The 19569-nt window shown below is 66.0% G+C and carries 20 protein-coding genes; 9 read left to right on the forward strand and 11 right to left on the reverse strand.

Translation table 11 applies throughout. The features are described 5' to 3' along the window. Positions 1 to 27: 27 nt before the first annotated feature. A complete protein-coding gene (locus G559_RS0124635) occupies positions 28 to 399 on the reverse strand; it encodes a hypothetical protein (protein ID WP_028630781.1) in 372 nt (123 codons plus the stop codon). Between the two features lie 109 nt (positions 400 to 508). Between G559_RS0124635 and G559_RS0124640 the strand changes: the two genes are divergently transcribed. Further along, positions 509 to 706: a heavy-metal-associated domain-containing protein gene (locus G559_RS0124640; protein WP_028630782.1), complete on the forward strand. Its 198-nt coding sequence runs from the start codon at positions 509 to 511 to the stop codon at positions 704 to 706. Positions 707 to 1012: 306 nt separating this feature from the next. Here the strand turns inward: G559_RS0124640 and G559_RS0124645 are convergent, their stop codons facing one another. Continuing rightward, on the reverse strand, positions 1013 to 1633 hold the full coding sequence (locus G559_RS0124645) for a TetR family transcriptional regulator (protein ID WP_028630783.1): 621 nt from the start codon (positions 1631 to 1633) through the stop codon (positions 1013 to 1015). Between the two features lie 144 nt (positions 1634 to 1777). Here G559_RS0124645 and G559_RS0124650 point away from each other — a divergent pair, with 144 nt between their 5' ends. From G559_RS0124650 to G559_RS0124660, 3 genes are all read left to right on the forward strand, one after another. Beyond that, on the forward strand, positions 1778 to 2953 hold the full coding sequence (locus tag G559_RS0124650) for an efflux RND transporter periplasmic adaptor subunit (protein WP_028630784.1): 1176 nt from the start codon (positions 1778 to 1780) through the stop codon (positions 2951 to 2953). Between the two features lie 13 nt (positions 2954 to 2966). Then, on the forward strand, positions 2967 to 6107 hold the full coding sequence (locus G559_RS0124655) for an efflux RND transporter permease subunit (RefSeq protein WP_028630785.1): 3141 nt from the start codon (positions 2967 to 2969) through the stop codon (positions 6105 to 6107). Between the two features lie 198 nt (positions 6108 to 6305). Beyond that, positions 6306 to 7496 carry a Bcr/CflA family multidrug efflux MFS transporter gene (locus G559_RS0124660; protein ID WP_028630786.1) on the forward strand — a complete coding sequence of 397 codons (1191 nt, stop codon included), beginning with the start codon at positions 6306 to 6308 and terminating at the stop codon, positions 7494 to 7496. Here G559_RS0124660 and G559_RS31040 read toward each other — a convergent pair. From G559_RS31040 to G559_RS0124670, 3 genes are all read right to left on the reverse strand, one after another. Then, positions 7493 to 7672, reverse strand: a complete 180-nt coding sequence (locus G559_RS31040) for a hypothetical protein (RefSeq protein WP_081668168.1) — start codon at positions 7670 to 7672, stop codon at positions 7493 to 7495. The two genes, G559_RS0124660 and G559_RS31040, sit on opposite strands and share 4 nt — an antisense overlap. 106 nt (positions 7673 to 7778) lie before the next feature. After that, positions 7779 to 8792 (reverse strand): PAS domain-containing protein, encoded by a 1014-nt coding sequence (locus G559_RS0124665; protein ID WP_028630787.1) that lies wholly within the window; start codon positions 8790 to 8792, stop codon positions 7779 to 7781. Between the two features lie 199 nt (positions 8793 to 8991). Continuing rightward, on the reverse strand, positions 8992 to 10008 hold the full coding sequence (locus tag G559_RS0124670) for a zinc-binding alcohol dehydrogenase family protein (protein ID WP_028630788.1): 1017 nt from the start codon (positions 10006 to 10008) through the stop codon (positions 8992 to 8994). 101 nt (positions 10009 to 10109) lie between these two features. On the opposite strand from G559_RS0124670, the gene G559_RS0124675 reads away from it, so the two are divergent. The 5 genes from G559_RS0124675 to G559_RS0124695 all read left to right on the forward strand — a co-directional run bounded on the left by G559_RS0124675 (position 10110) and on the right by G559_RS0124695 (position 15687). Beyond that, the gene (locus G559_RS0124675; protein WP_028630789.1) at positions 10110 to 11024 is read left to right on the forward strand and encodes a LysR family transcriptional regulator; all 915 of its coding nucleotides are present in this window, start codon (positions 10110 to 10112) and stop codon (positions 11022 to 11024) included. Between the two features lie 171 nt (positions 11025 to 11195). Next, the gene (locus tag G559_RS29315) at positions 11196 to 13736 is read left to right on the forward strand and encodes a PAS domain S-box protein (RefSeq protein ID WP_051246884.1); all 2541 of its coding nucleotides are present in this window, start codon (positions 11196 to 11198) and stop codon (positions 13734 to 13736) included. Positions 13737 to 13856: 120 nt separating this feature from the next. Then, complete coding sequence (locus G559_RS0124685; RefSeq protein WP_028630790.1) at positions 13857 to 14123, forward strand: PepSY domain-containing protein; 267 nt, start codon at positions 13857 to 13859, stop codon at positions 14121 to 14123. A 3-nt stretch (positions 14124 to 14126) separates the two neighbouring features. Next, complete coding sequence (locus G559_RS0124690; RefSeq protein ID WP_028630791.1) at positions 14127 to 14660, forward strand: cytochrome b/b6 domain-containing protein; 534 nt, start codon at positions 14127 to 14129, stop codon at positions 14658 to 14660. Between the two features lie 373 nt (positions 14661 to 15033). Next, complete coding sequence (locus tag G559_RS0124695) at positions 15034 to 15687, forward strand: 7-cyano-7-deazaguanine/7-aminomethyl-7-deazaguanine transporter (protein ID WP_028630792.1); 654 nt, start codon at positions 15034 to 15036, stop codon at positions 15685 to 15687. Here G559_RS0124695 and gspM read toward each other — a convergent pair. From gspM to gspH, 6 genes are read right to left on the reverse strand one after another with little or no spacing between them, the layout of a single operon-like run. After that, entirely contained in the window at positions 15624 to 16154 is a 531-nt protein-coding gene (gene gspM / locus G559_RS29320; RefSeq protein WP_081668157.1) for a type II secretion system protein GspM, read from the reverse strand. The two genes, G559_RS0124695 and gspM, sit on opposite strands and share 64 nt — an antisense overlap. A 3-nt stretch (positions 16155 to 16157) precedes the next feature. Next, the gene (gene gspL, locus G559_RS0124705) at positions 16158 to 17246 is read right to left on the reverse strand and encodes a type II secretion system protein GspL (RefSeq protein WP_028630793.1); all 1089 of its coding nucleotides are present in this window, start codon (positions 17244 to 17246) and stop codon (positions 16158 to 16160) included. Between the two features lie 5 nt (positions 17247 to 17251). Continuing rightward, entirely contained in the window at positions 17252 to 18127 is an 876-nt protein-coding gene (gene gspK, locus G559_RS0124710) for a type II secretion system minor pseudopilin GspK (protein WP_028630794.1), read from the reverse strand. After that, entirely contained in the window at positions 18120 to 18719 is a 600-nt protein-coding gene (gspJ, locus tag G559_RS0124715) for a type II secretion system minor pseudopilin GspJ (protein ID WP_028630795.1), read from the reverse strand. The genes gspK and gspJ overlap by 8 nt, the downstream gene beginning before the upstream one ends. Next, the gene (gene gspI / locus G559_RS0124720) at positions 18716 to 19096 is read right to left on the reverse strand and encodes a type II secretion system minor pseudopilin GspI (RefSeq protein ID WP_028630796.1); all 381 of its coding nucleotides are present in this window, start codon (positions 19094 to 19096) and stop codon (positions 18716 to 18718) included. The genes gspJ and gspI overlap by 4 nt, the downstream gene beginning before the upstream one ends. Further along, positions 19077 to 19568, reverse strand: a complete 492-nt coding sequence (gspH, locus tag G559_RS0124725; protein ID WP_028630797.1) for a type II secretion system minor pseudopilin GspH — start codon at positions 19566 to 19568, stop codon at positions 19077 to 19079. Before gspH ends, gspI begins: the two co-directional genes overlap by 20 nt. Position 19569: the final 1 nt, after the last annotated feature.

Genomic DNA, 19569 nt, shown 5'->3' on the forward strand with positions numbered 1-19569 from the left:
CCTTGACACGAGGGAAAGGTCAAGAGGTCACTGGACCGCAGTGGTCGGCACCAGATAGAGGCCTTGCGTGCTTTGCGCCAGCCGGTATTTGCGCACCTCGCCGGCCATCAAGGTAATGCTCTGGTTTCGGAGTTGCTCGACACCCGGCTTGCAGGGACCTGGACCCAGCAGGCTGAGGCGGATCGACAGGCGCCCGGGCGGCAGGTTGAAGGAAACGATCTGTCCTTGCACCAGCCGCGCAGCCAACTGGTCCTCCAGGTAGAGGCCGACGTCGCAGGCAGTGGCCAGCTCCAGCCGTTCGCGGGAGACGATCAGTACGCCGTAATCGATGGGTGGCTGGGCCTGGGCCAGCAGCGGGGCGGTCAGCAGGCCGAGAAGGGCAGGGCGGAGGCCGTACATGGCGGAGTTCTCCTGCAAGATGTTCAACCCAGTGTAGGAGCAGCCCTTGACCTTGCCACCGTGGAAAGGATGAGACTGGCGCCAGGTTCCACTCACAAGGAGAACGACCATGCAGGTATTCAAGGTTCAAGGCATGTCTTGCGGGCACTGCGTCCGCGCCGTTACCCAGGCCGTGCAGGCCCATGACCAGGCCGCCGAGGTACAGGTGGATCTGGCGGCCGGCGAGGTACGTGTTGCCACCCGGTTGGCGGAAGAACAGGTGCTGGAGGCGATTCGCGAAGAGGGCTATCAGGCTGAGCCGGCCTGATAGCCCGTCCGTTGGATGATTTCGGGGCAGCTTCGCTGCCCTTTTGCGAATGAATTGGCGATGTCTGCGTTAGCTGTTGCGAGAGACTTCCCAGCGGGCCAAGAGCCTTGTAGGAGCTGGCTTGCCAGCGAAGCGGGGCCATTCGCTGGCAAGCCAGCTCCTACGGGCAATGCAGCTGCCTGCAACACGCAATGCAGAGAGAGCTATTTCAATCGCCATTCGAACCACAGGTTCGCCATTCGAGCCTCATGGGTCGGCTGCGCCGCCCTTGGCCAATGGATCCACCTCCACGCATTGAGCCCGTAATCAGTCCCAGTCCTTCACCAGCCCGCGGAACAGCGCGTCCACCATGGGTTCGGCATCCTGCAGCGGGTCGAACAGCCGCGGGTCGCGGGTCCAGTCGCTGAACAGACCGATAACCAGGGCGTGGACCGCCCGGGACGCGTGCAACGGCTTGATGCCCGGGCGCAGTCGTTCGCGGCAGGCAGGGCGGTCGAACAGGGCCTCGCACAGCTGGATGAACTGGTCGACGAAGGCATAGTGGCGCTCTTCGGCCTCCCGCAGTTCCTCGGTGAACTCACAGCGATGCAGCAGGATGTTGAAGATGCGCTTGCGCTGCTCATCCCGCGCCAGGTTGATGATGGCCTCCAGGCAGAGGTCGCGCAGGGACAGCATCGGGTCCTGGCCATTGCAGCCGCACAGGCGGTCGATCATCTGTTCCTGGGGCAGGCGCACCTGGGACAGCATTTCGTGGAACAAGTGGGCCTTGTTCTGGAAATGCCAGTAGACCGCGCCACGGGTCACCCCGGCGGCGCGCGCGATCTGTTCCAGGGACGTATGCGCCACGCCGTTTTCCAGGAAAAGGTGCTCGGCAGCGTCGAGGATTGCGACTCGGGTTTTCTCAGCTTCTTCTTTTGTTCTGCGCATAGCAGTTGGGCCAATACTGTCTAGGCTTCTTGTTGGGGAGCGGAGTGTACCGATTTTGCTGGTACATGACCTTTACAGACACGAATGAATGTATAGTTCAGCGCTTGATTCTTTTGCCGACTCGGCACCGTATGGAGACGCCTCATGCCGTTTGCTCGAAACCTTTCCTTCAGCCTTGCACTATTCGTCGCAAGTACCAGTTTTTTTGGCCTTGCGGGCGCAGCTGATGCACCGGGTGGCGCGCCGCCGGCTCCGGAGGTGGTCGTGGAAACCGCCAAGGCCGCTCCGCTTCCGCTGATTCTCGAGTATGCCGGGCGCACAGCGGGCTTTCGCGAGGTGGAGGTCCGTGCCCAGGTTAGCGGCATCCTCCAGCAGCGGACCTACACCGAAGGCAGCCGGGTGAAGCAGGGACAAGTGCTGTTCCGCATCGACCCGCGCACCTACGAGGCGGCTCTGGCGCGGGCCAAGGGGGCCTTGGCGCAGGAGCAGGCGCGTTACCGCCAGACCGAGCGCGACCTCAAGCGTACCCGCGAGCTGCAGAAGAAGGGCTTCGCCAGCGAGAGCGAACTGGATAACGCGATTTCCAACTTCGAACAGAGCAAGGCCAACGTCGAGGCGGCACAAGCCGAGGTGAAGGCCCGGCAGATCGACCTCGACTACACCACGGTGGAAGCCCCCATCTCCGGCATGACCAGCAAGGAGACCCGGTCCGAAGGCAGCCTGGTGGTAGCCGGCGACCCGAACGGCAGCCTGCTGACCCAACTCACCCAGCTCGATCCCATCTACGTCAACTTCGCCTACCCGGACACCGAAGCCGAGCGCCTGCGCGACGGCGTGAAGAACGGCAAGGTCGAGCTGCCTCCGGACGGCCTGCTCAGCGCGGACCTGAAGTTCGGCGACGGTTCCACCTACCCGCTCTCCGGCCGGGTCGACTTCACCGACAGCTTCGTCAACACAGGCACTGGCACCGTAAGCGCCCGGGCCGTGGTACCCAACCCGGAACAGAAACTGCTGCCCGGCATGTTCGTGCGAGTGCTGGTGAAGGGCTTCACCCGTCCGCAGGCCATTACCCTGCCTGAACGCGCCCTGGCCCAAGGACCGCGCGGCACCTTCGTCTATGTGGTCGACCAGGACGGCATGGCGCGCGTGCGCCAGGTCAAGACCGGCGATACCCGCGATGGCCGCTGGGTGATCGAGTCCGGTGTTACGGCTGGCGACAGGGTGATAGTCGAGGGCCTGCCCAAGGTACGCCCCGACTCGCCGGTGAAGGCGGTCGAGGCCAGCCAGGCGCCTGCCGACCAAACCTCAAAGAAATCCTGAAGGAGCGCCTAACGTGATCTCGCGCTTCTTTATCGATCGCCCTGTCTTTGCCGCGGTCATCTCCATCGTCATCGTGCTTGCCGGCCTCGCCGCCATGCGCGCACTGCCCATCGCCCAGTACCCGGAAATCCTTCCGCCGCAGGTTTCGGTTTCGGCCGTGTATCCCGGTGCCAGTTCGCAGGTGATCGCCGAAACCGTCGCCGCGCCCCTGGAACAGGAAATCAACGGCGTGGAGGGCATGATCTATCAGCTGTCCAACTCCGACAGCAGCGGCGCCATGAGCCTGACTGTGTACTTCGAGGTGGGGCGCGATCCGGACCAGGCCACCATCGACGTCAACAACAAGGTCCAGGCCGCACTGGCCAAGCTGCCGGAAGAAGTGCGCCGGCAGGGTGTGAAGGTCGAGAAGAAATCCTCCGACATCCTCCAGGTGGTCACCCTCTATTCGCCGGACAACTCCCGCGATCCGATCTTCATCAGCAACTACGCGCTGATCAACGTCATCGACGAGCTGAAGCGGATTCCTGGCGTGGGGGATGCCAGCCAGTTCGGCTCCAAGGACTACTCCATGCGCATCTGGCTGCGGCCGGACAAGCTGGCGCAGTACGATCTCACCCCCACGGATGTGGTCAACGCCATCCGCGAGCAGAACTCCCAGTTCGCCGCCGGCAGCTTTGGTCAGCAGCCGCTGAATCAGGCGCAGGACTTCACCTACACCGTCACCACCCAGGGCCGCTTCACCGATCCCAAGGAGTTCGAGAGCGTCATCCTGCGCTCCGACGCCACTGGCGCCAGCCTGTTGCTGAAAGATGTGGCGCGGGTCGAGCTGGGGGCCCAGGACTACTCCTTGATGACCTCGCTGAACGGCCAGCAGAACGCCGCCTTCGGTATCTACTTGCAACCAGGCGCCAACGCCCTGGACACCGCCGAAGCGGTGAGGTCCACCATGGAGCGGCTGGCCAAGCGCTTCCCCGAAGGCATCACCTACAAGATCCCTTACGACACCACCAAGTTCGTCGAAGTCTCCATCGAAGAGGTGATCCACACCTTCTTCGAGGCCCTGGTACTGGTGGTGCTGGTGGTCTTCATCTTCCTGCAGAACTGGCGTGCCACGCTGATCCCGGTGCTGGCGATCCCGGTGTCGTTGATCGGTACCTTCGCCGGCATGTACATGCTCGGGTTCTCCATCAACCTGCTGACCCTGTTCGGCATGGTGCTGGCGATTGGTATCGTGGTGGACGACGCCATCGTGGTGATCGAGAACGTCGAACGGGTGATGGCGACCAAGAAGATCGGCCCGCGTGAGGCGGCCATCGAAGCCATGGAGGAGGTGACTGGCCCGATCGTCGCCATCGTGCTGGTGCTCTGTGCGGTGTTCATCCCGGTAGGCTTTCTCGGCGGCCTGGCCGGACAGATGTACCAGCAGTTCGCGATCACCATCGCGGTCTCGGTGGTGATCTCCGGTATCGTCGCCCTGACCTTGTCGCCGGCCCTCTGCGCCCTGATGCTCAAACCCGGCCATGGTGAGCCGGCCGCCCCATTCCGCTGGTTCAACACCTTCTTCGAGCGCATGACCTCAGGCTATGGCGCTGGCGTTCAGTTCTTCCTCAAGCGTTCGCTGATCGGCCTGGTGCTGTTCGGTGGGATGATCGCGCTGATGGTCGTGCTGTTCGGCCGGGTACCCGGCTCCCTGGTGCCCGACGAGGACCAGGGCTATGTGCTCAATGCCTATTTCTTGCCGCCCGCCGCGTCCCTGACCCGCACCGAGGAAGTCACCAGCGCCGTCACCGAGGAATTGATGGAGCATCCAGCGGTACAGGATGTGGTCACCTTCGCCGGTTTCGACATTCTCACCTTCGGTACTCGCAGCAACGCCGGGGTGTCCTTCGTGCCGCTGAAGGACTGGAGCGAGCGCACCACGCCCGAGCTGGACGCGCGCAACCTGACGCACACCTTCATGGCCATGGCCGCCGGGCAGAAGGATGCCGTGGTGATGACCTTCAACCCGCCGCCGATTTCCGGTATGAGCACAACCGGCGGCTTCGAGGCCTATATCCAGGACCGTAGCGGCGGTACCGTGCAGCAGCTGGAAGGCGTAGTGCAGAAGTTCGTCGCGGCAGCGGCCAAGCGGCCAGAACTGGCCGGGGTCAACACCACCTTCAATGCCAGCGTGCCGCAGTACTACATCGACCTTGATCGCACCAAGGCTCGCGCCCTGGGCGTGGCCATCAACGATGTGTTCACGGCCATGCAGTCGACGTTCGGCAGCTATTACGTCAACGACTTCACCCTCTACGGGCGTACCTGGCAGGTGAGCCTGCAGTCGGAACCGGAGTTCCGCCGCAAACCGGAGGACCTGAGCCAGGTCTACGTGCGCTCAGCCAGCGATGACCTCGTCCCGCTGTCATCCCTGGTTCGGGTGGAGCGCATCCTCGGCCCGGACTCCTACGCCCGCTTCAACGTCTACCCGGCAGCCAAGATCCTCGGCGGACCGGCGCCGGGCTACAGTTCCGGCCAGGCGCTGGAGGCCATGCAGGCAGTGGCGGACGAAGTACTCGGTGAAGACTACACCCTCGGCTGGATCGGTTCGGCCTTTCAGGAGCTGGCGTCCCATGGCTCCGGCAGTATCGCGTTCGTTTTCGGCCTGATCATGGTGTTCCTGATCCTCGCCGCCCAGTACGAACGCTGGACCCTCCCGTTGGCGGTGGTCACCGCGGTGCCCTTCGCCGTGTTCGGCGCCATCCTCGCGGTGTGGCTGCGCGGCATCCAGAACGACGTGTACTTCCAGGTCGGCCTGGTGACCCTGATCGGCCTGGGGGCGAAGAACGCCATCCTGATCGTCGAGTTCGCGGTCTTGTGTCGCGAACAGGGCATGAAGCCTGCGCAGGCGGCGCTGGAGGCTGCCAAGCTGCGCTTCCGGCCGATCGTGATGACCTCCCTGGCCTTCATCCTTGGTTGCGTGCCGTTGGCCATCAGTTCGGGTGCCGGTTCGGCAAGCCGCCATTCCATCGGTACCGGGGTGATCGGCGGCATGCTCGCTGCGACCCTGCTGGCGACCTTCCTCATCCCCATGTTCTTCATGCTGGTGGAGCAGGCCTCGGAATGGCTGGACCGCAAGAAAGCGCCCAAGGCCGAGCAGGCCCATGAGGGTTAGGGGGCCTGTGGAAAACATTGTGGGGGCGAATTCATTCGCTGATGGGCGCGCAGCGCCCATTCTCGGACTCCTGTGCCGGACCTGCCGGTCCGGTTAGCGAATGAATTCACCCCCATAGAAGAGCCTCTCCGCCGCGGTCCCCTTTACCCCTGTTACTATCTGGCGCCTTAACCGCAAGGGATGGCGCCAGCCTCGACCATGACTTTCCGCATCCTCCTGCTCCTTGGCGCGCTCAGTGCCTTCGGCCCCATGGCCATCGACTTCTACCTGCCCAGCTTCCCGGCGATTGCCCAGGCCTTCGTCACGGACGTGGAGCATGTGCAACTGACCCTGGCGTCCTACTTCGTCGGCCTGGCCTTCGGTCAGCTCATCTACGGCCCGCTGGCGGACCGTTTCGGCCGGCGTCCGCCACTGCTGGTCGGTGTGACCATCTTCACCCTGGCTTCGGTGGCCTGTGCCATGGCACCCACCCTGGAATGGCTGATAGGCGCACGCTTCGTCCAGGCGCTGGGCGGCTGTGCCGGCATGGTGGTTTCGCGGGCGGTGGTGCGTGACCTGTGTGACCCCATCGGCTCGGCCAAGGCCTTCTCGCAATTGATGCTGGTGATGGGGCTGGCGCCGCTCCTGGCGCCGCTGGGTGGCGGCCTGCTGCTGGAGTTGTTCGGCTGGCAGTCGATCTTCTGGGCACTCACGCTGTTCAGCACGCTGGTGCTGCTGGGTATCGCTGCCTGGCTGCCGGAAACCCTCTCAGACGTGGCTCCCCGCGCGCCCCTGAACGGCGCCCTGGGGCAGTACCGGAGGTTGTTCGGCGACTGGCAGTTCCTCGCCTATGGCATGACCGGTGGCTTTGCCATTGCCGGTATGTTCGCTTACATCGCCGGCTCGCCTTTTGTTTTCATCCAGCTGTATGGCGTGCCGCCGGAGCACTACGGCTGGTTGTTCGCCATCAATGCGGCGGGCTTCATTCTGGTGGCGCAAGTCAATGCCTACCTGATGCGCTTTCGCGGGCCAGCCTTCTGGATGCGGCGGGTGGTCTGGATCTATCTGGTGTGCGCGCTGGCGCTGCTGGTGGTGTCCAGCCTGCATACCCAAGCGCTCTGGCCTCTGCTCTTGCCGCTGTTCGGCTGCATCGCCAGTCTGGGGTGCATCCTGCCCAACGGCTCGGCCTGCGCCATGGCCGGTCAGGGCCAGAACGCGGGTAGCGCCTCCGCGCTGATGGGCAGTCTGCAATTTGCGGTGGCGGCGGGTGCCGCCACCCTGGTGGGGGTGCTGCACGACGGCAGCGCCATCCCCCTGGCCCTGGTCATCAGCCTGTGCGGCTGCGCGGCAGTTGCCTGTTCGCTTCTGACCTGGCGCCTCGACCGCAACGGCCAGGCGCCCTTGGGCTAACTCGCGATTCGTCGAGACCATTCCGGCAGTACGTGAGGAGCCTTCAGGCGCTCCTCAAGGACGCTGACGAATCGGCGTGCTTCGGCTTCACTACGGAAGCTCACCGCGTGCTGGTCCAGGCAGACTTGCCAGCTCGCACCCTGAGGGGTGGTAGTCGGACGAACGAGAATTTTCACCTCAGTCATCTCCCAATCAAGTGGTGGGGAAAATCAGTGTAGACCGGCGCAGATGACAGAAAATGACGTGGATCAAGCAGCCGACTGGTGGTAATCGCCGTTCGTCCTAGCCCTGCTCGCCGTGACTGGATTGGCTCTGCGGAGCATGCTGGTCGAGGCTATCCAGCAGCTCCTGGTAACGATTCTCGCTTTGCCGCAAGGCGTCGCGCGCAGACTCCAAAGCGCTGAAATCGATATCCACGCAGTAGAGCTCCAACTGGTTGTGCAGATTGCGTAGCACCAGGTGACTGGAGAACACGGTCACCGGGCTACCGTCACGGCGTTGCAGGGTCAGCTCGCTGGCGGGAATGGCCGGGCCGCCGATCATCCAGTTATTGATGTCGGCGACGACCTGGGTGCGCATGGCGGGCGGGATTATCAGGTCTTCGAGATAGCGGCCCATGGCCTGGTCCACCGTGTAGCCGTAGAGCTGTTCGCTGGCGTGGTTCCAGTAGATCACCCGGCGCTGGCGGTCGTAGCCCTGCACGGCAATGCGCGGGGTCTGCTCGAACAACTGCCGGAATCGAAGCTCGCTGGCACGCAGCGCTTCTTCGTCACGCTTCTGGGCGCTGATGTCCTGCACCGTGCCGAAGGAACGGCCATCGGGCTGGGCTTCTCCGCGCAGGGCCAGCCAGACGGGCGACTGGTCGCTGGGCAGGTTCAGGCGTGCGTTCACTGCCAGCGCAGTGCCGCCCACGAGCAACGCCTCCAGGCCGCGTTGCACGCTGTTGCGGTCGGCCGGATGGAAACGGTTCAGCAGGCCGGCGAGGCTGTCTTCGTCGCTGCAGCCGAGAATTCGCTGGGCGCCCGGGCTCAAGGCGAAGCTTTGCTCGTATTCCCAGTTGCCAAGGATGGCGTCGCGCTGCGCTTGCTCCAGTTGCAGGCTGGTGCGCCGCAGGCCCTGGCGCAGCCGTTCGCGACCCAGGCGGTGACGGCGTTCGAGGAAGAAAATCAGCAAGGCGGTGAGCAGGAGTAGTCCGAGTATGCTCAGCGCCCCTGTGCCCCAGACCAGAAGCCAGGCACCGGCGCATAGCAGGTAGAGGCCCGCACGAATAGCGGGCCGGACAAGGGTGGGATGCATCCAGGACCCCGGCAAAGCGGAAGCGATGCGGCGCAGCCGGCCGCTGGCGAAACCAGGGAAATTCTAGTCGCTTTGCATGTGCGTACCGGACCATTCGCCAGTCCATTCGCTCGCCCGTCCGGCAGGACCCCGGCGAAGCCTTTCCACCCGCGCGTAGGGTGGGCTTCAGCCCACCATCAGGACTGGGCGTTCAAGGCCTTCAGGCAAACCCTTCCAGCACGATCTTGCCCTTGGCCGTGCCGCTTTCCAGCAGGGCATGGGCGCGGCGCAGGTTGGCCGCGTTGATACGGCCGAAGTGCTCGCCCACGGTGGTCTTCAGTACGCCGGCGTCGATCAGCTGGCTGACGCGTTCCAGCAGGCGGTGTTGTTCGAGGATGTCCGGGGTCTGGAACATCGAGCGGGTGTACATGAACTCCCAGTGCAGCGACAGGCTCTTGCGCTTGAGCTTGGCCACGTCCAGCTGCGCCGGGTCATCGATCAGGCCGAGGCGGCCCTGGGGCGCCAGGGCTTCCACCAACTGGTCAAGGTGTTGGTCGGTCTGGGTCAGGCTGGCCACATGGCTGACCTGGGCAAGGCCGGCGCGGCGCAACTCCTCGGCCAGGGGCTGGCTGTGGTCCAGCACCTGATGGGCGCCCAGCTCGCGGACCCAGGCCTGGGTTTGCGCGCGCGAAGCAGTGCCGATCACGGTCAGGCCGGTGAGCTGGCGGGCCAGTTGCACCAGGATCGAACCGACGCCGCCAGCGGCACCCACCACCAGCAGGCTCTGGCCCAGGTCGGTCTTGCCTTCGGCAATCTGCAGGCGGTCGAACAGCAGCTCCCAGGCGGTGATGGAGGTCAGCGGCAAGGCGGCGGCCTGGGCGAAGTCCAGGGTCTTCGGCATATGGCCGACGATGCGTTCGTCCACGCGATGGAACTCCGCGTTGCCGCCCGGACGGGTCAGGTCGCCGGCGTAGAACACGCGGTCCCCCGACTGGAACAGGGTGACGTCGCTGCCCACCGCCTTGACCACGCCCGCGACGTCCCAGCCCAGCACCTTGGGTTGACCGGCTTCCGGCGTGGCGTTGCGGCGGACCTTGGTATCCACCGGATTGACGGAAATGGCGCGGACTTCCACCAGCAGGTCGCGCGGACCTGGCTGCGGTTCCGGCAGCTCGATGTCCTGCAGGGAGTCGGGGTTATCGATAGGCAGGTTCTGGAAGTAGGCGACGGCTTTCATCGGGATTCTCCGCGTGAGGGCTTGAGGGTCCGCATGGTCGGTTATTTCGCAAGCGAGAAAAATCGGCTAGAAAGCGACAGTCTTTCAAAGGGGGTTTGAAAATGCTGCGCCTCGACGATCTCGCCTTGTTCGTCAGCACCGCTGACCACGGTAGCCTCTCGGCCGCCGCCCGCAAGCTGGACGTCTCGCCGGCCGTGGCCAGCGCCGCGCTCAAGCGCCTGGAGCAGCAGCTCGACACCCGCCTCTTCGTGCGGTCCACGCGCAGCCTGCGCCTGACGCCGGAGGGCGAGCAGTTCCTCGTCCATGCGCGCAATGCCCTGGCCAGCCTGGAGGAGGGCCAGCGCCAGTTGGCCGGCGGCCGCGAGGACATTGCCGGCCTGTTGCAGCTGTCGGCACCGTCGGACTTTGGCCGCAACGTGCTGTTGCCCTGGCTCGACGAGCTCCAGCGCGAGCACCCTCGCCTCTGCATTCGCCTGCACCTCAGCGACCGGATCGCCGACCTGTACCGCCAGGCTGTGGACATCGCCATCCGCTATGGCGAACCGGAAGACTCCAGCCTGGTGGCGCTGCCACTGGCCGCCAGCAATCGCCGCGTGCTCTGCGGCGCGCCCGACTACTTCGCCCGCCATGGCCGGCCGCGCCAGCCGGAGGACCTGGTTGGGCACAACTGCCTGCTCTACCAACTGGGCGGCCGTGTCCATGACCGCTGGAGCTTCAGCGAGGGGCGCCGCGAGCAGGTGGTGGCGGTGACCGGCAACCGCGTCTGCGACGATGCCGATGTGGTGCGGCGCTGGGCGCTGGCCGGGCAGGGGCTGACCTACAAGTCCTGGCTGGATGTGGCTGGCGACATCCAGGCCGGGCGCCTGGAACTGGCCCTGCCGGAGTACCGCGGCCAGGCCACGCCGCTGAACCTGATCTGTGCCCACCGGGCCCAGCTCAGCAAACCGGTGCGCCTGCTCCGCGAGTTCGTCCAGGCGCGATGCTCCACGCTACTCGTCGGCGCGCCCTGGAGTTGAGTGTCGGTCGCGGCAACGTCGACGTCTGATCGTCGAATTGCTCGGAACCCAGGTTCCGCTATTGTCTGGATGAGCTGTGGCCGGCGTGGAGATTCCCGTGGCTGACTTGTTTCCGACCTGCCTGAATCCTGCCGGGCCCGCGCCCGGCGCCCGCCGTGGGAGACCCGGCTGATGCCCCGTACACGCGAACCAGGCGCTTTCTTGCCGACCCTGTTGCTGGTCTTCTCCGGCTATCTGCTGCTGGCCCTGGGGGCTGTCTGGCTGTCGCGCCAGCCGGGCAGCATCGCCACCCTCTGGTACGCCAACGCCTTCACCGTCGCCCTGCTCTGGGACCAACCGCTGCGCCGCTGGGCGCCGATTCTGGCGGTGGCGATGCTGGCCGACCTGCTGGCCAACCTGGCCTTTGGCGATGGCCTGGCGCTCGCGGCCAGCTTCATTGCGCCCAACCTGCTGGAGATCATTCTTGCCGCGGCATTGTTGCGGGTCAGTGGCGCCGCGCTGCGGATGAACGAAAGCCCTGGGGCCTTCCTGCAGTTCATGTTCTTTGGTGCCCTGCTGCCGCCACTGATGGGGGCCAGTCTGGGGGCCAGTATCCTCGCCTGGCAGGGGCTGGACTCCTTCGAAAGCGGCTGGATGTACTGGGTCGAGGGCGCCATGCTCGGCGCCGTCTCGGTGCTGCCCCTGGCGGTCTGGATGCGCCAGCACAGCTGGTGGGAGTTCATTGGCGAGCGTCGTCGCCACGAGCTGTTGTTCTACGGCGGCCTCGTGTTGCTGGGCACCCCTTTCGCGCTGCTGTGGCTGCCCTTTCCCTTCGTCTACCTGTCCCTGCCGTTGATGATCGCGGCGGTGCGCCTGACCTTCGCCAGTACTGCGTTGCTGGTGGCCATGACCTCGGTGAGCGGTGGCCTGATCATCGCCCTTGGCCTGCTCGATGCCACGACCCTGGAAAAAGGCTGGCGCGATCTGCTGGTCTACCTGCCGTTGCTGCTGGCCTTGCTGCCAGCCCTGCTGCTGGCGTCGGCGGTCGAGCAGTTGCGCAAGCGCCGTCGCGAACTGGCGGCGAGTGAAACGCGCTTTCGCGACGCCATGGACCACTCCGCCATCGGCATGGCCCTGGTGGGGTTGGACGGCCGCTGGCAGCGGGTCAACCATGCGCTGTGCGACATGCTTGGCTACAGCGAGGATGAACTCACCGCGCTGAGCTTCCACGACCTCACCCATCCCGAAGACCTCGCCGACGACCTCGAGCTGGTCCGGGAAGTCCTCGCCGGGCGGCGCCACAGCTATCGCCTGGAGAAACGCTACCTGCACAAGAGCGGCCGGGAAATCTGGGGCCTGCTGGCGGTATCCCTGGTGCGCGACCACGAGGGCGAGCCGATGTATTTCATCTCGCAGATCGAGGACATCGATCGGCGTAAGCGTGCCGAAGAGCGCGAAGCGGAACTGGCGCGGCGCTACTCGGTGGCCACCGAAGCCAGCGGTGTCGGTGTCTGGGAATGGGACCTGGCCAGCGACCGCCTGCTCTGGGACGAAGGCATGTGCCGCCTCTACGGGCGTAGCCTTGGCGACGACCTGTCCTTTGCCGATTGGCGCGCCCACCTGCACCCGGACGATGCCGAACGGGCCGAGCGCGAAGTGCTGGCCGCGCGGGAAGGCAGTCGTCGCCTGGACATCGAATTCCGCATCCATCGCGCCGATGGCGGCCAGCGGGTGCTCAAGGGACACGCGCGCCTGGTCTGTGATGCCGACGGCACGCCGCTGCGCATGGTCGGTACCAACTGGGACGTCAGCGAGCTTCGCCAGTTGGCCGAACGCCTGCACGACGAGCGCGAGCGGTTGCAGGTGACCCTCGACGCCATCGGCGACGGCGTCATCACCACCGACCTGGAAGGCCGGGTCAGCTTCCTCAACCCGGTGGCCGTACGCCTGAGTGGTTGGCAGAGCGACGAGGCCCAGGGGTTGCCCATCGAACAGGTCCTGTTGCTGGAAGGCGAAGACGGCCGCCTGGTTCCCAACCCGGTGCGCGAATGCCTGGAGCAGGGCAGTGCCACCAGCCTCCAGGGCCTCGCCTCGCTGCGCCACCCGGCAGGCGGCACCATCGCCCTGCGCGGTCAGGCGGCCCCCATGCGCAGTGGTGACGGCACCCTGCTGGGCAGCGTGCTGGTGCTTACCGACGTCAGCGAGGCGCGGGCCATGCAGAAGCACCTGCGCTATGCCGCCACTCACGATGCCCTCACCGGCCTGCTCAACCGTCCGGCCTTCGAGGATGCCCTCGCCGAAAGCTGTCGCGATGTACTGCAGAACGATGGCAGCAGCGTGCTCTGCTTCATCGACCTCGACCGTTTCAAGCAGGTCAACGACAGCGCCGGCCACGCCGCCGGCGACGAACTGCTGCGCCAGCTCGCGCGGCTGATGCAAGCCCAGGTCCGCGCCGGGGACCAGCTGGCGCGCCTGGGGGGCGACGAGTTCGCCCTGATCTTGCGCAGTTGCCCTTTGCCTCAGGCAGAACTGCTGGCAGCGCGGCTGATCGCGCAGATCCAGGGCGTGGTGCTGGAGTGGGAAGGGCAACAGTTTCGCGTGGGCGCCAGCATCGGCATGTCCTGCATCCACGGCTCTAACGCGCAGCCTGCAGAGCTCTTGAAACAGGCTGATACAGCTTGTTACCGAGCCAAGCACGCAGGTCGGGGTCAATTTGCGGTCGAACATCGCTGAGACCGGCCGGCCCCGAAATGACAGCCCTCCAAGCCTGGCCTAATCTCCATCGTCATGGCAGTGAATGAGAAAGCATTGCATTGCCTTTAGCCAAAGCACGTACAACTCGAGGTTATTCCCATGCGTAAGCTCCTGCTTCTTTCCCTGGCCCTCGTCAGCCCGCTGACGTTCGCCAAGACCGAATGCACCACTGCCGACAAAGCCACCTGGCAAGACCAGACCAAGTTCCAGGACGACCTCAAGTCCCAGGGTTACGACATCAAGAAGTTCAAGGTGACCGAGGGCAACTGCTACGAGATCTACGGCTGGGACAAGGACAAGCGCAAGGTCGAGATCTACTTCGACCCGGTTGACGGCAAGGTGGTCAAGCAGGAGATCGAGGACTGACCCGTGAGCGCTGACACCGTTCGCCTCTGGGACCCGGTGATCAGGATTGGTCACTGGTCCCTGGTGGCGGCCTTCATCGGCGACTACTTCCTCAACGAGGCAGGTGACGGCTGGCACCGCTGGCTCGGCTACTACGCCGTGGCGGTGGTGCTGGTGCGGCTGGTCTGGGGCTTCGTCGGCCCCCGGCCGGCACGCTGGGCCGATTTCTGGCCGCGTCCGGCACGCCTGCTGGCCCACGCCAAGGCCCTGCTTTCCGGTGGTCACATGCACCGGCTGGGGCACTCGCCCCTGGGTGGGCTGGTGATGATCCTCATGCTCCTGCTGATGCTGGGGCTGGGCGTCACCGGTTTCCTGATGGAAGAAATCGACTACTTCTGGGGCGAGGACCTGCCCCGGGATATCCATGTCTTCATGGCCGACAGCCTGTTCTGGCTGGCCTGCGTGCATGTCACGGCGGCGCTGGTGGAAAGCGTGCGCACGCGCGAGAACCTGCCGTGGTCCATGGTGACCGGGCGACGCAAGGTACCGAACGAATAGGGGCCGCTGTGCGGCCCTTCTCGCTTGCGCTCCCTTTGTGGGGGCGAATTCATTGGCTATGTCTGCGTTAGTTGTCGCAACGTTGAGTCAGTAGCCCGGATGAACTCCGGGGAAAGTCCAATCGCCGCTCCCGGATTTCATCCGGGCTACGATGTGCCAGCCTGCACCGAGAGTTGGCCACGCCCCCTTACAGGGGGCAAAAAGCAAGCCCAGGTTCTACGAACGTGGATGATTACTCGTCACCCTGGATGCTCGCGCCCAAACGAAGCGGCTTTTCCTGACGCGTGGGTCAAGTTAGAATGCGCGCCGTCGTTGGCCAGGGGGCCGCGACATGGGTTCCCTCACCCCATCGGTAAAAAGGATGCCAATCACCATGCCCGCTGCTTCTCCCACGGTCTGGCGCCCGGCGCTGACCGGCCTGATCGCGTTCCACATCCTTATCATCATCGCCAGCAACTATCTGGTGCAGCTGCCGATTACCCTGTTCGGCTGGCACACCACCTGGGGCGCATTCAGCTTTCCGTTCATCTTCCTGGCCACCGACCTGACCGTGCGCCTGATGGGCAAGCAGGCCGCGCGGCGGGTGATCGCGCGGGTCATGCTGCCGGCCCTGCTGGCGTCCTATGTGGTGTCAGTGCTGTTCCAGGAGGCGGCCTTCCGCGGCCTCTCGGCCCTGGGCGAGTTCAACCTGTTCGTTGCGCGCATTTCCCTGGCCAGTTTCCTGGCCTATGTGCTGGGCCAGGTGCTGGATATCCAGGTCTTTGACCGTCTGCGGCAGATGCGCCAATGGTGGATAGCCCCGGTGGCTTCGACCATCGCGGGCAACCTGCTCGACACCTTCGCCTTCTTCTCCGTGGCGTTCTGGCGCAGTGATAACCCGTTCATGGCCGAACACTGGGTGGAAATCGCCACCGTGGATTACGGCGTCAAGCTTGCGATCAGCCTGGTGTTCTTCGTGCCGCTCTACGGCATGCTGCTGGGCGGCATCCTGCGCCTGCTGTCGCCCAGCCCGGCACGGGTTTCCTGAGGCGCCTCCACCACCATCCGCGCCTTCACGTCAGCCTCGCGGCTGACGTCCATCCCCAGCGACACCACCTCCACACCGCTGTCTTCCAGTCGTTCCATCCAGGCGAGCACGCTGTCGAGCGTGCCCGCCAGGTGGAGGTTCACGCGCCCCGAGTCGTCGCCGTCCATGCGTTCGAGGGTGATGTCGGCATTGGCACTGGTCCTGGCGAGGTAACCCGGCAGGGCGGTCGGGGGGATGCGCTCGCCTGGCGGAGCGGGGTTGTGGGGCAGGTTGGCAAGGTCGATCTGCAACTGGAGTTCCTCCTGGTAACGGCGTTCGGCGTGCTGCAAGGCGTGTTGCTGGGGCTGCCAGATCAGTCGCCAGGCCAGCACCAGGCCGACGAACAGGGCCAGTGCCAGCAAGGCGCGGCGCTCCCGAGCGGGCAGGCGCTGCCAGTGCTGGTGCAGCGGGTTCAGTAGTCGGGACATATGTCAGTCCTTGATTTGCAGGCGTGCGCTGACCCCATCGGAATCGCGCACGGCGGAGTCGGAAAGGACGATCAGGCCCTGGCGCACCAGGCCTTCACGCAAGCGTTCGAGATCGGCGAAGGCCGGCGCGCGAACGCGCAGGGTCCAGCCCTCGCCCGCCTGGTAGTCGAGCCGGTCAACCTGGGCGATGGCACCGCCGCTGCTTTTCCATAGGCGCGCCAGGCTGTCCAGGCCGTGGGCCAGGCCAAGGTGGGGCTGGCCGGCCTGCTGCATGCGTGCGCGCACTTGACGGGGCAGGTCGACGACAGGACCCGGGTCAGGGGCGTGCAGTTGCCAGACGGCCAGGTTGGCCTGGGCCAGTTCGTGGGCGCGCTGCTCCAGCATGAGCCGGTGAGCGATGTCCTGACCCAGCTGCGCAGCCACGCCCAGGGCCGCCAGCAGCACCAGGACCCGCCAGGGCAGGCGGCGCCCGGAAGCGCGGGCAAACTCGTCCTGGCGCAGGTCGATGGCGTGCCGCGAGCCTTCGGCCAGCAGCGGCCAGGGGGCTTCCTCACACCACTGGAGGTCGTCCGGCAGGCGCGCGCCGAGGTCGCTCCGTTGCTGGTCGTCCACGGCCAGGCGCAGGGGCGCGGCACCGCCGATCAGCCAGCGGCCGGCGCAGCGCACTGCCAGGGCACGCTCGCCCGGCAGGCAGTCGGCGTCGATATGGATGCGCCCGGGCGCAAGGCCGTGCTTGGCGAGCCGGGCGAGGACCTGGCGCAGCCAGTCGCGGCGCACCACGAACAGGCGGCAGTGGCGCCGCTGCTGCAAGGGCCCTCGGGCCAGCAGCATGTCATCGAGGTTGTCCAGCAGCCGTTCCTCCAGAGCCGAATGGATCGCCTGGCGCAGCCAGCGGCCGCTGCGGGCAGGCACCTCGATACGGTGATGGCTGGCGGCCTCGGCCGGCAGCAGCAGGGTCAGGTCAAGGCCGGCGAGGTCCCGGGCGGCCTGTTCGAGGTCGCCCTGGATGACAGCGCCATTGGCGCGCCACCAGCACAGCGACCAGTCGCCGTCCGCCGGGGCAGGGGGGCTGAGATGAAGCCAGGCTTGCACGTTGGTTACTCCGAAAAGCGGGTGTCGGGAGGGGCGAGCCGGCGGCGCAGGACCTCCACGCGGCCATCGGCGCGGGTGTGCAAGTCACTGACCAGACGCAGGCGACGCTCGCCCAGCTCGACATCCAGGGTGGCGCGGAAATGCTCGCTGCTGATGCCAAGTCCCAAGGAGCGGACCTGGCGGTCCTGCAGCAGCGGTTGTTCGAGAAAGGCCTGGACGCTGGCATAGCCTTCCGCGGGCCGGGCCTGGACGATGGCGCGGGCGACGGACAGGTCGAGGCTTTCGAGGGCGGCCAGTACTTCGGCCGGCGCGGTGCTGACGTTCAGCGCGCCTTCCGTGGTGCGGACCCAGGGCCGCAGCCGGCGCAGGCTCGCAGCGTCCAGTGGCGCGAGGCGTTGCAGCTCGCTGATGTCGGCCAGGGGCAGCGGCTTGCCATCGCGGCCTAGGCGGGGCAGCAGGCTGGCCGGGTCATGGGCGGGGAGGCCGAGCACGCCCAGCAGGCGCTGGTAGCGGGCACGCAGCACGGGGTCGCTGTTCCCATTCTGGGTATTCAGGTCGAGGCGGCCGCTGAGGTCGTCCAGACGGATGCGGATGTGCCCGCCTTCGATGTCGAACGCATGCTCGCCCTGGGCCCAGCGTTGACCGAGGTGCACGCGACCGAGTTCGTCCGTGTCGCGCAGGTCCGCCAGCAGTTGCTGGCGTGCCCAGGCCTCGCCGCTCAGGGCCAGTTGCCAGAGCTGCTGCTGGTTCAGTTGGTTGGCGCTGCTGGCCAGGCTCAGGCGCTGGCGGGCGAGCATGTCGCTGACGACCAGGGTGACCAGGGCGGTGATCAGCAGCACGCTGATCAGGGCCACGCCCCGTTGACGGCGGTACTCAGGCATCGCCGTCCCCTTCGAAACCGGGTAGCAGGATGACCCGGCGGACGCCGGGATAGCCGGGGGCGTCCAGTTCCAGCTCCAGGGCACGGGGCAGGCTCAGCGGCGCGCTGGCGACAGGCCAGCTGTCATGGCCCTCGCCCTGGCTGTCGATGTAGCGCAGGCGAACCCCGTTGATGCCGTCGAGCAGCCGCTGGCTATGCTGGGGTGGCGTTTCCAGCTCGCGGCGGGGCGGGCTGCGGTATTGGCGCCGCCACTGGCCATCGCGCCAGGTATGGCCAACTTCCAGCACTTCGCTGCGTGGCTGGTGCAACGGGTTGCTCCAGCCACCGCGCACCAGCCGCAGGTTATCCGGTTGGCCGATCAGTGCCTGGCGCCGGCTGGGGTCGTCGCCCAGCGGAGAGGCGATGGCCTGGGTCAGGTCGCGCTCGAACAGGCCGAGGGCGCGTTGCAACTGGCGCAACTGGACTTCGTGCGCGGCGATGCGCTGGTCGCTGTGCATCACTCGCTCCAGCAGGCGATAGCAGGCCAAACCCAGCAGGCTGAACAGCGCCACGGCAATCAGCACCTCCAGCAGGGTGAAACCGCGCTGGATCATGGCTGGGCCTCGATGAAACCCACCAGGTGCGCGCGGCGGGCGGGGCGAGCGCCGTCCACCAGGACCTCCAGGCTGACCTTGAGCAAACGCGGGTCAGGCGCCGGGCCGACCTCGCTGACCAGCCGCCAGTCGCGCCCGGCGAAGCCGAGACGCTCCTCGTCATGGCCGCTGGGGGCCGGACGCATATGCGCGCGCAGCTCGCTCAGGCGGTTGTCCGCGAGCCAGTGGGCCAGGCTGCGTTCGGTCAGCGCGGCACTGGTGCCGGCCACGTGAATCGCCGCGTTGTAGAGGGCAATGGAAAGGGTGGCGAAGATCGCCAGGGCGACCATTACTTCCAGCAGGGTGAAACCCTGTTGCTCAGGGCGCGAGGCGTTCAAGGCGAACCTCCTCCAGGCCGTCGCTGGACAGGGCGAGCAGGGGCACCAGCCGGTACTCCAGGCGCAGGGTGAAGGGCGACACCTCATCGCTGGAAAGCACCAGCAGTTGCGGCGCCTGGCGCCGCTCGCCGCGATTCGGGGCGGGGGCTTCGTCGTCCAGTTGCAGATGCAGGCGCAGGTTGGCCGGCAGGCGTTGCGCACGGTAGTCGGGGGCGGGCTGCCACTGGCCGTCGAGGTTCAGGCGTTGCACGGAGTAGCCCTCGGCGTCGATGCGCAGGCCGAAGTCGCGATGACTGAGCACCGCCTCTTCCCGCAGCAGGCCGAGCAGGCTGCGCAGCCGCTCGGCCTCGCGCAGCGCCTGCTGGCCACCGTTGTCGCGCTGCACGAGGGTCGCGAGGCCGGCGAGCAGGCCGATCACGACGATCACCACCAGCACTTCCAGCAGGGTGAAGCCCGCACTCCCGCGTTGCACG

It is taken from the genome of Metapseudomonas resinovorans DSM 21078, assembly GCF_000423545.1.
Classification (GTDB): domain Bacteria; phylum Pseudomonadota; class Gammaproteobacteria; order Pseudomonadales; family Pseudomonadaceae; genus Metapseudomonas; species Metapseudomonas resinovorans.

Excerpts from the sequence above, each read along its gene's own strand:
- G559_RS0124635 (WP_028630781.1), bottom strand. The coding sequence starts at position 399 with ATGTACGGCCTCCGCCCTGCCCTTCTCGGCCTGCTGACCGCCCCGCTG.
- G559_RS0124675 (WP_028630789.1), top strand. The coding sequence starts at position 10,110 with ATGCTGCGCCTCGACGATCTCGCCTTGTTCGTCAGCACCGCTGACCAC.
- gspK (WP_028630794.1), bottom strand. The coding sequence starts at position 18,127 with ATGCCTGAGTACCGCCGTCAACGGGGCGTGGCCCTGATCAGCGTGCTG.
- G559_RS0124665 (WP_028630787.1), bottom strand. The coding sequence starts at position 8,792 with ATGCATCCCACCCTTGTCCGGCCCGCTATTCGTGCGGGCCTCTACCTG.
- G559_RS0124645 (WP_028630783.1), bottom strand. The coding sequence starts at position 1,633 with ATGCGCAGAACAAAAGAAGAAGCTGAGAAAACCCGAGTCGCAATCCTC.
- G559_RS29315 (WP_051246884.1), top strand. The coding sequence starts at position 11,196 with ATGCCCCGTACACGCGAACCAGGCGCTTTCTTGCCGACCCTGTTGCTG.
- G559_RS0124660 (WP_028630786.1), top strand. The coding sequence starts at position 6,306 with ATGACTTTCCGCATCCTCCTGCTCCTTGGCGCGCTCAGTGCCTTCGGC.
- G559_RS0124695 (WP_028630792.1), top strand. The coding sequence starts at position 15,034 with ATGCCCGCTGCTTCTCCCACGGTCTGGCGCCCGGCGCTGACCGGCCTG.
- gspM (WP_081668157.1), bottom strand. The coding sequence starts at position 16,154 with ATGTCCCGACTACTGAACCCGCTGCACCAGCACTGGCAGCGCCTGCCC.
- G559_RS0124670 (WP_028630788.1), bottom strand. The coding sequence starts at position 10,008 with ATGAAAGCCGTCGCCTACTTCCAGAACCTGCCTATCGATAACCCCGAC.
- gspJ (WP_028630795.1), bottom strand. The coding sequence starts at position 18,719 with ATGATCCAGCGCGGTTTCACCCTGCTGGAGGTGCTGATTGCCGTGGCG.
- G559_RS0124640 (WP_028630782.1), top strand. The coding sequence starts at position 509 with ATGCAGGTATTCAAGGTTCAAGGCATGTCTTGCGGGCACTGCGTCCGC.
- G559_RS0124685 (WP_028630790.1), top strand. The coding sequence starts at position 13,857 with ATGCGTAAGCTCCTGCTTCTTTCCCTGGCCCTCGTCAGCCCGCTGACG.
- G559_RS0124650 (WP_028630784.1), top strand. The coding sequence starts at position 1,778 with ATGCCGTTTGCTCGAAACCTTTCCTTCAGCCTTGCACTATTCGTCGCA.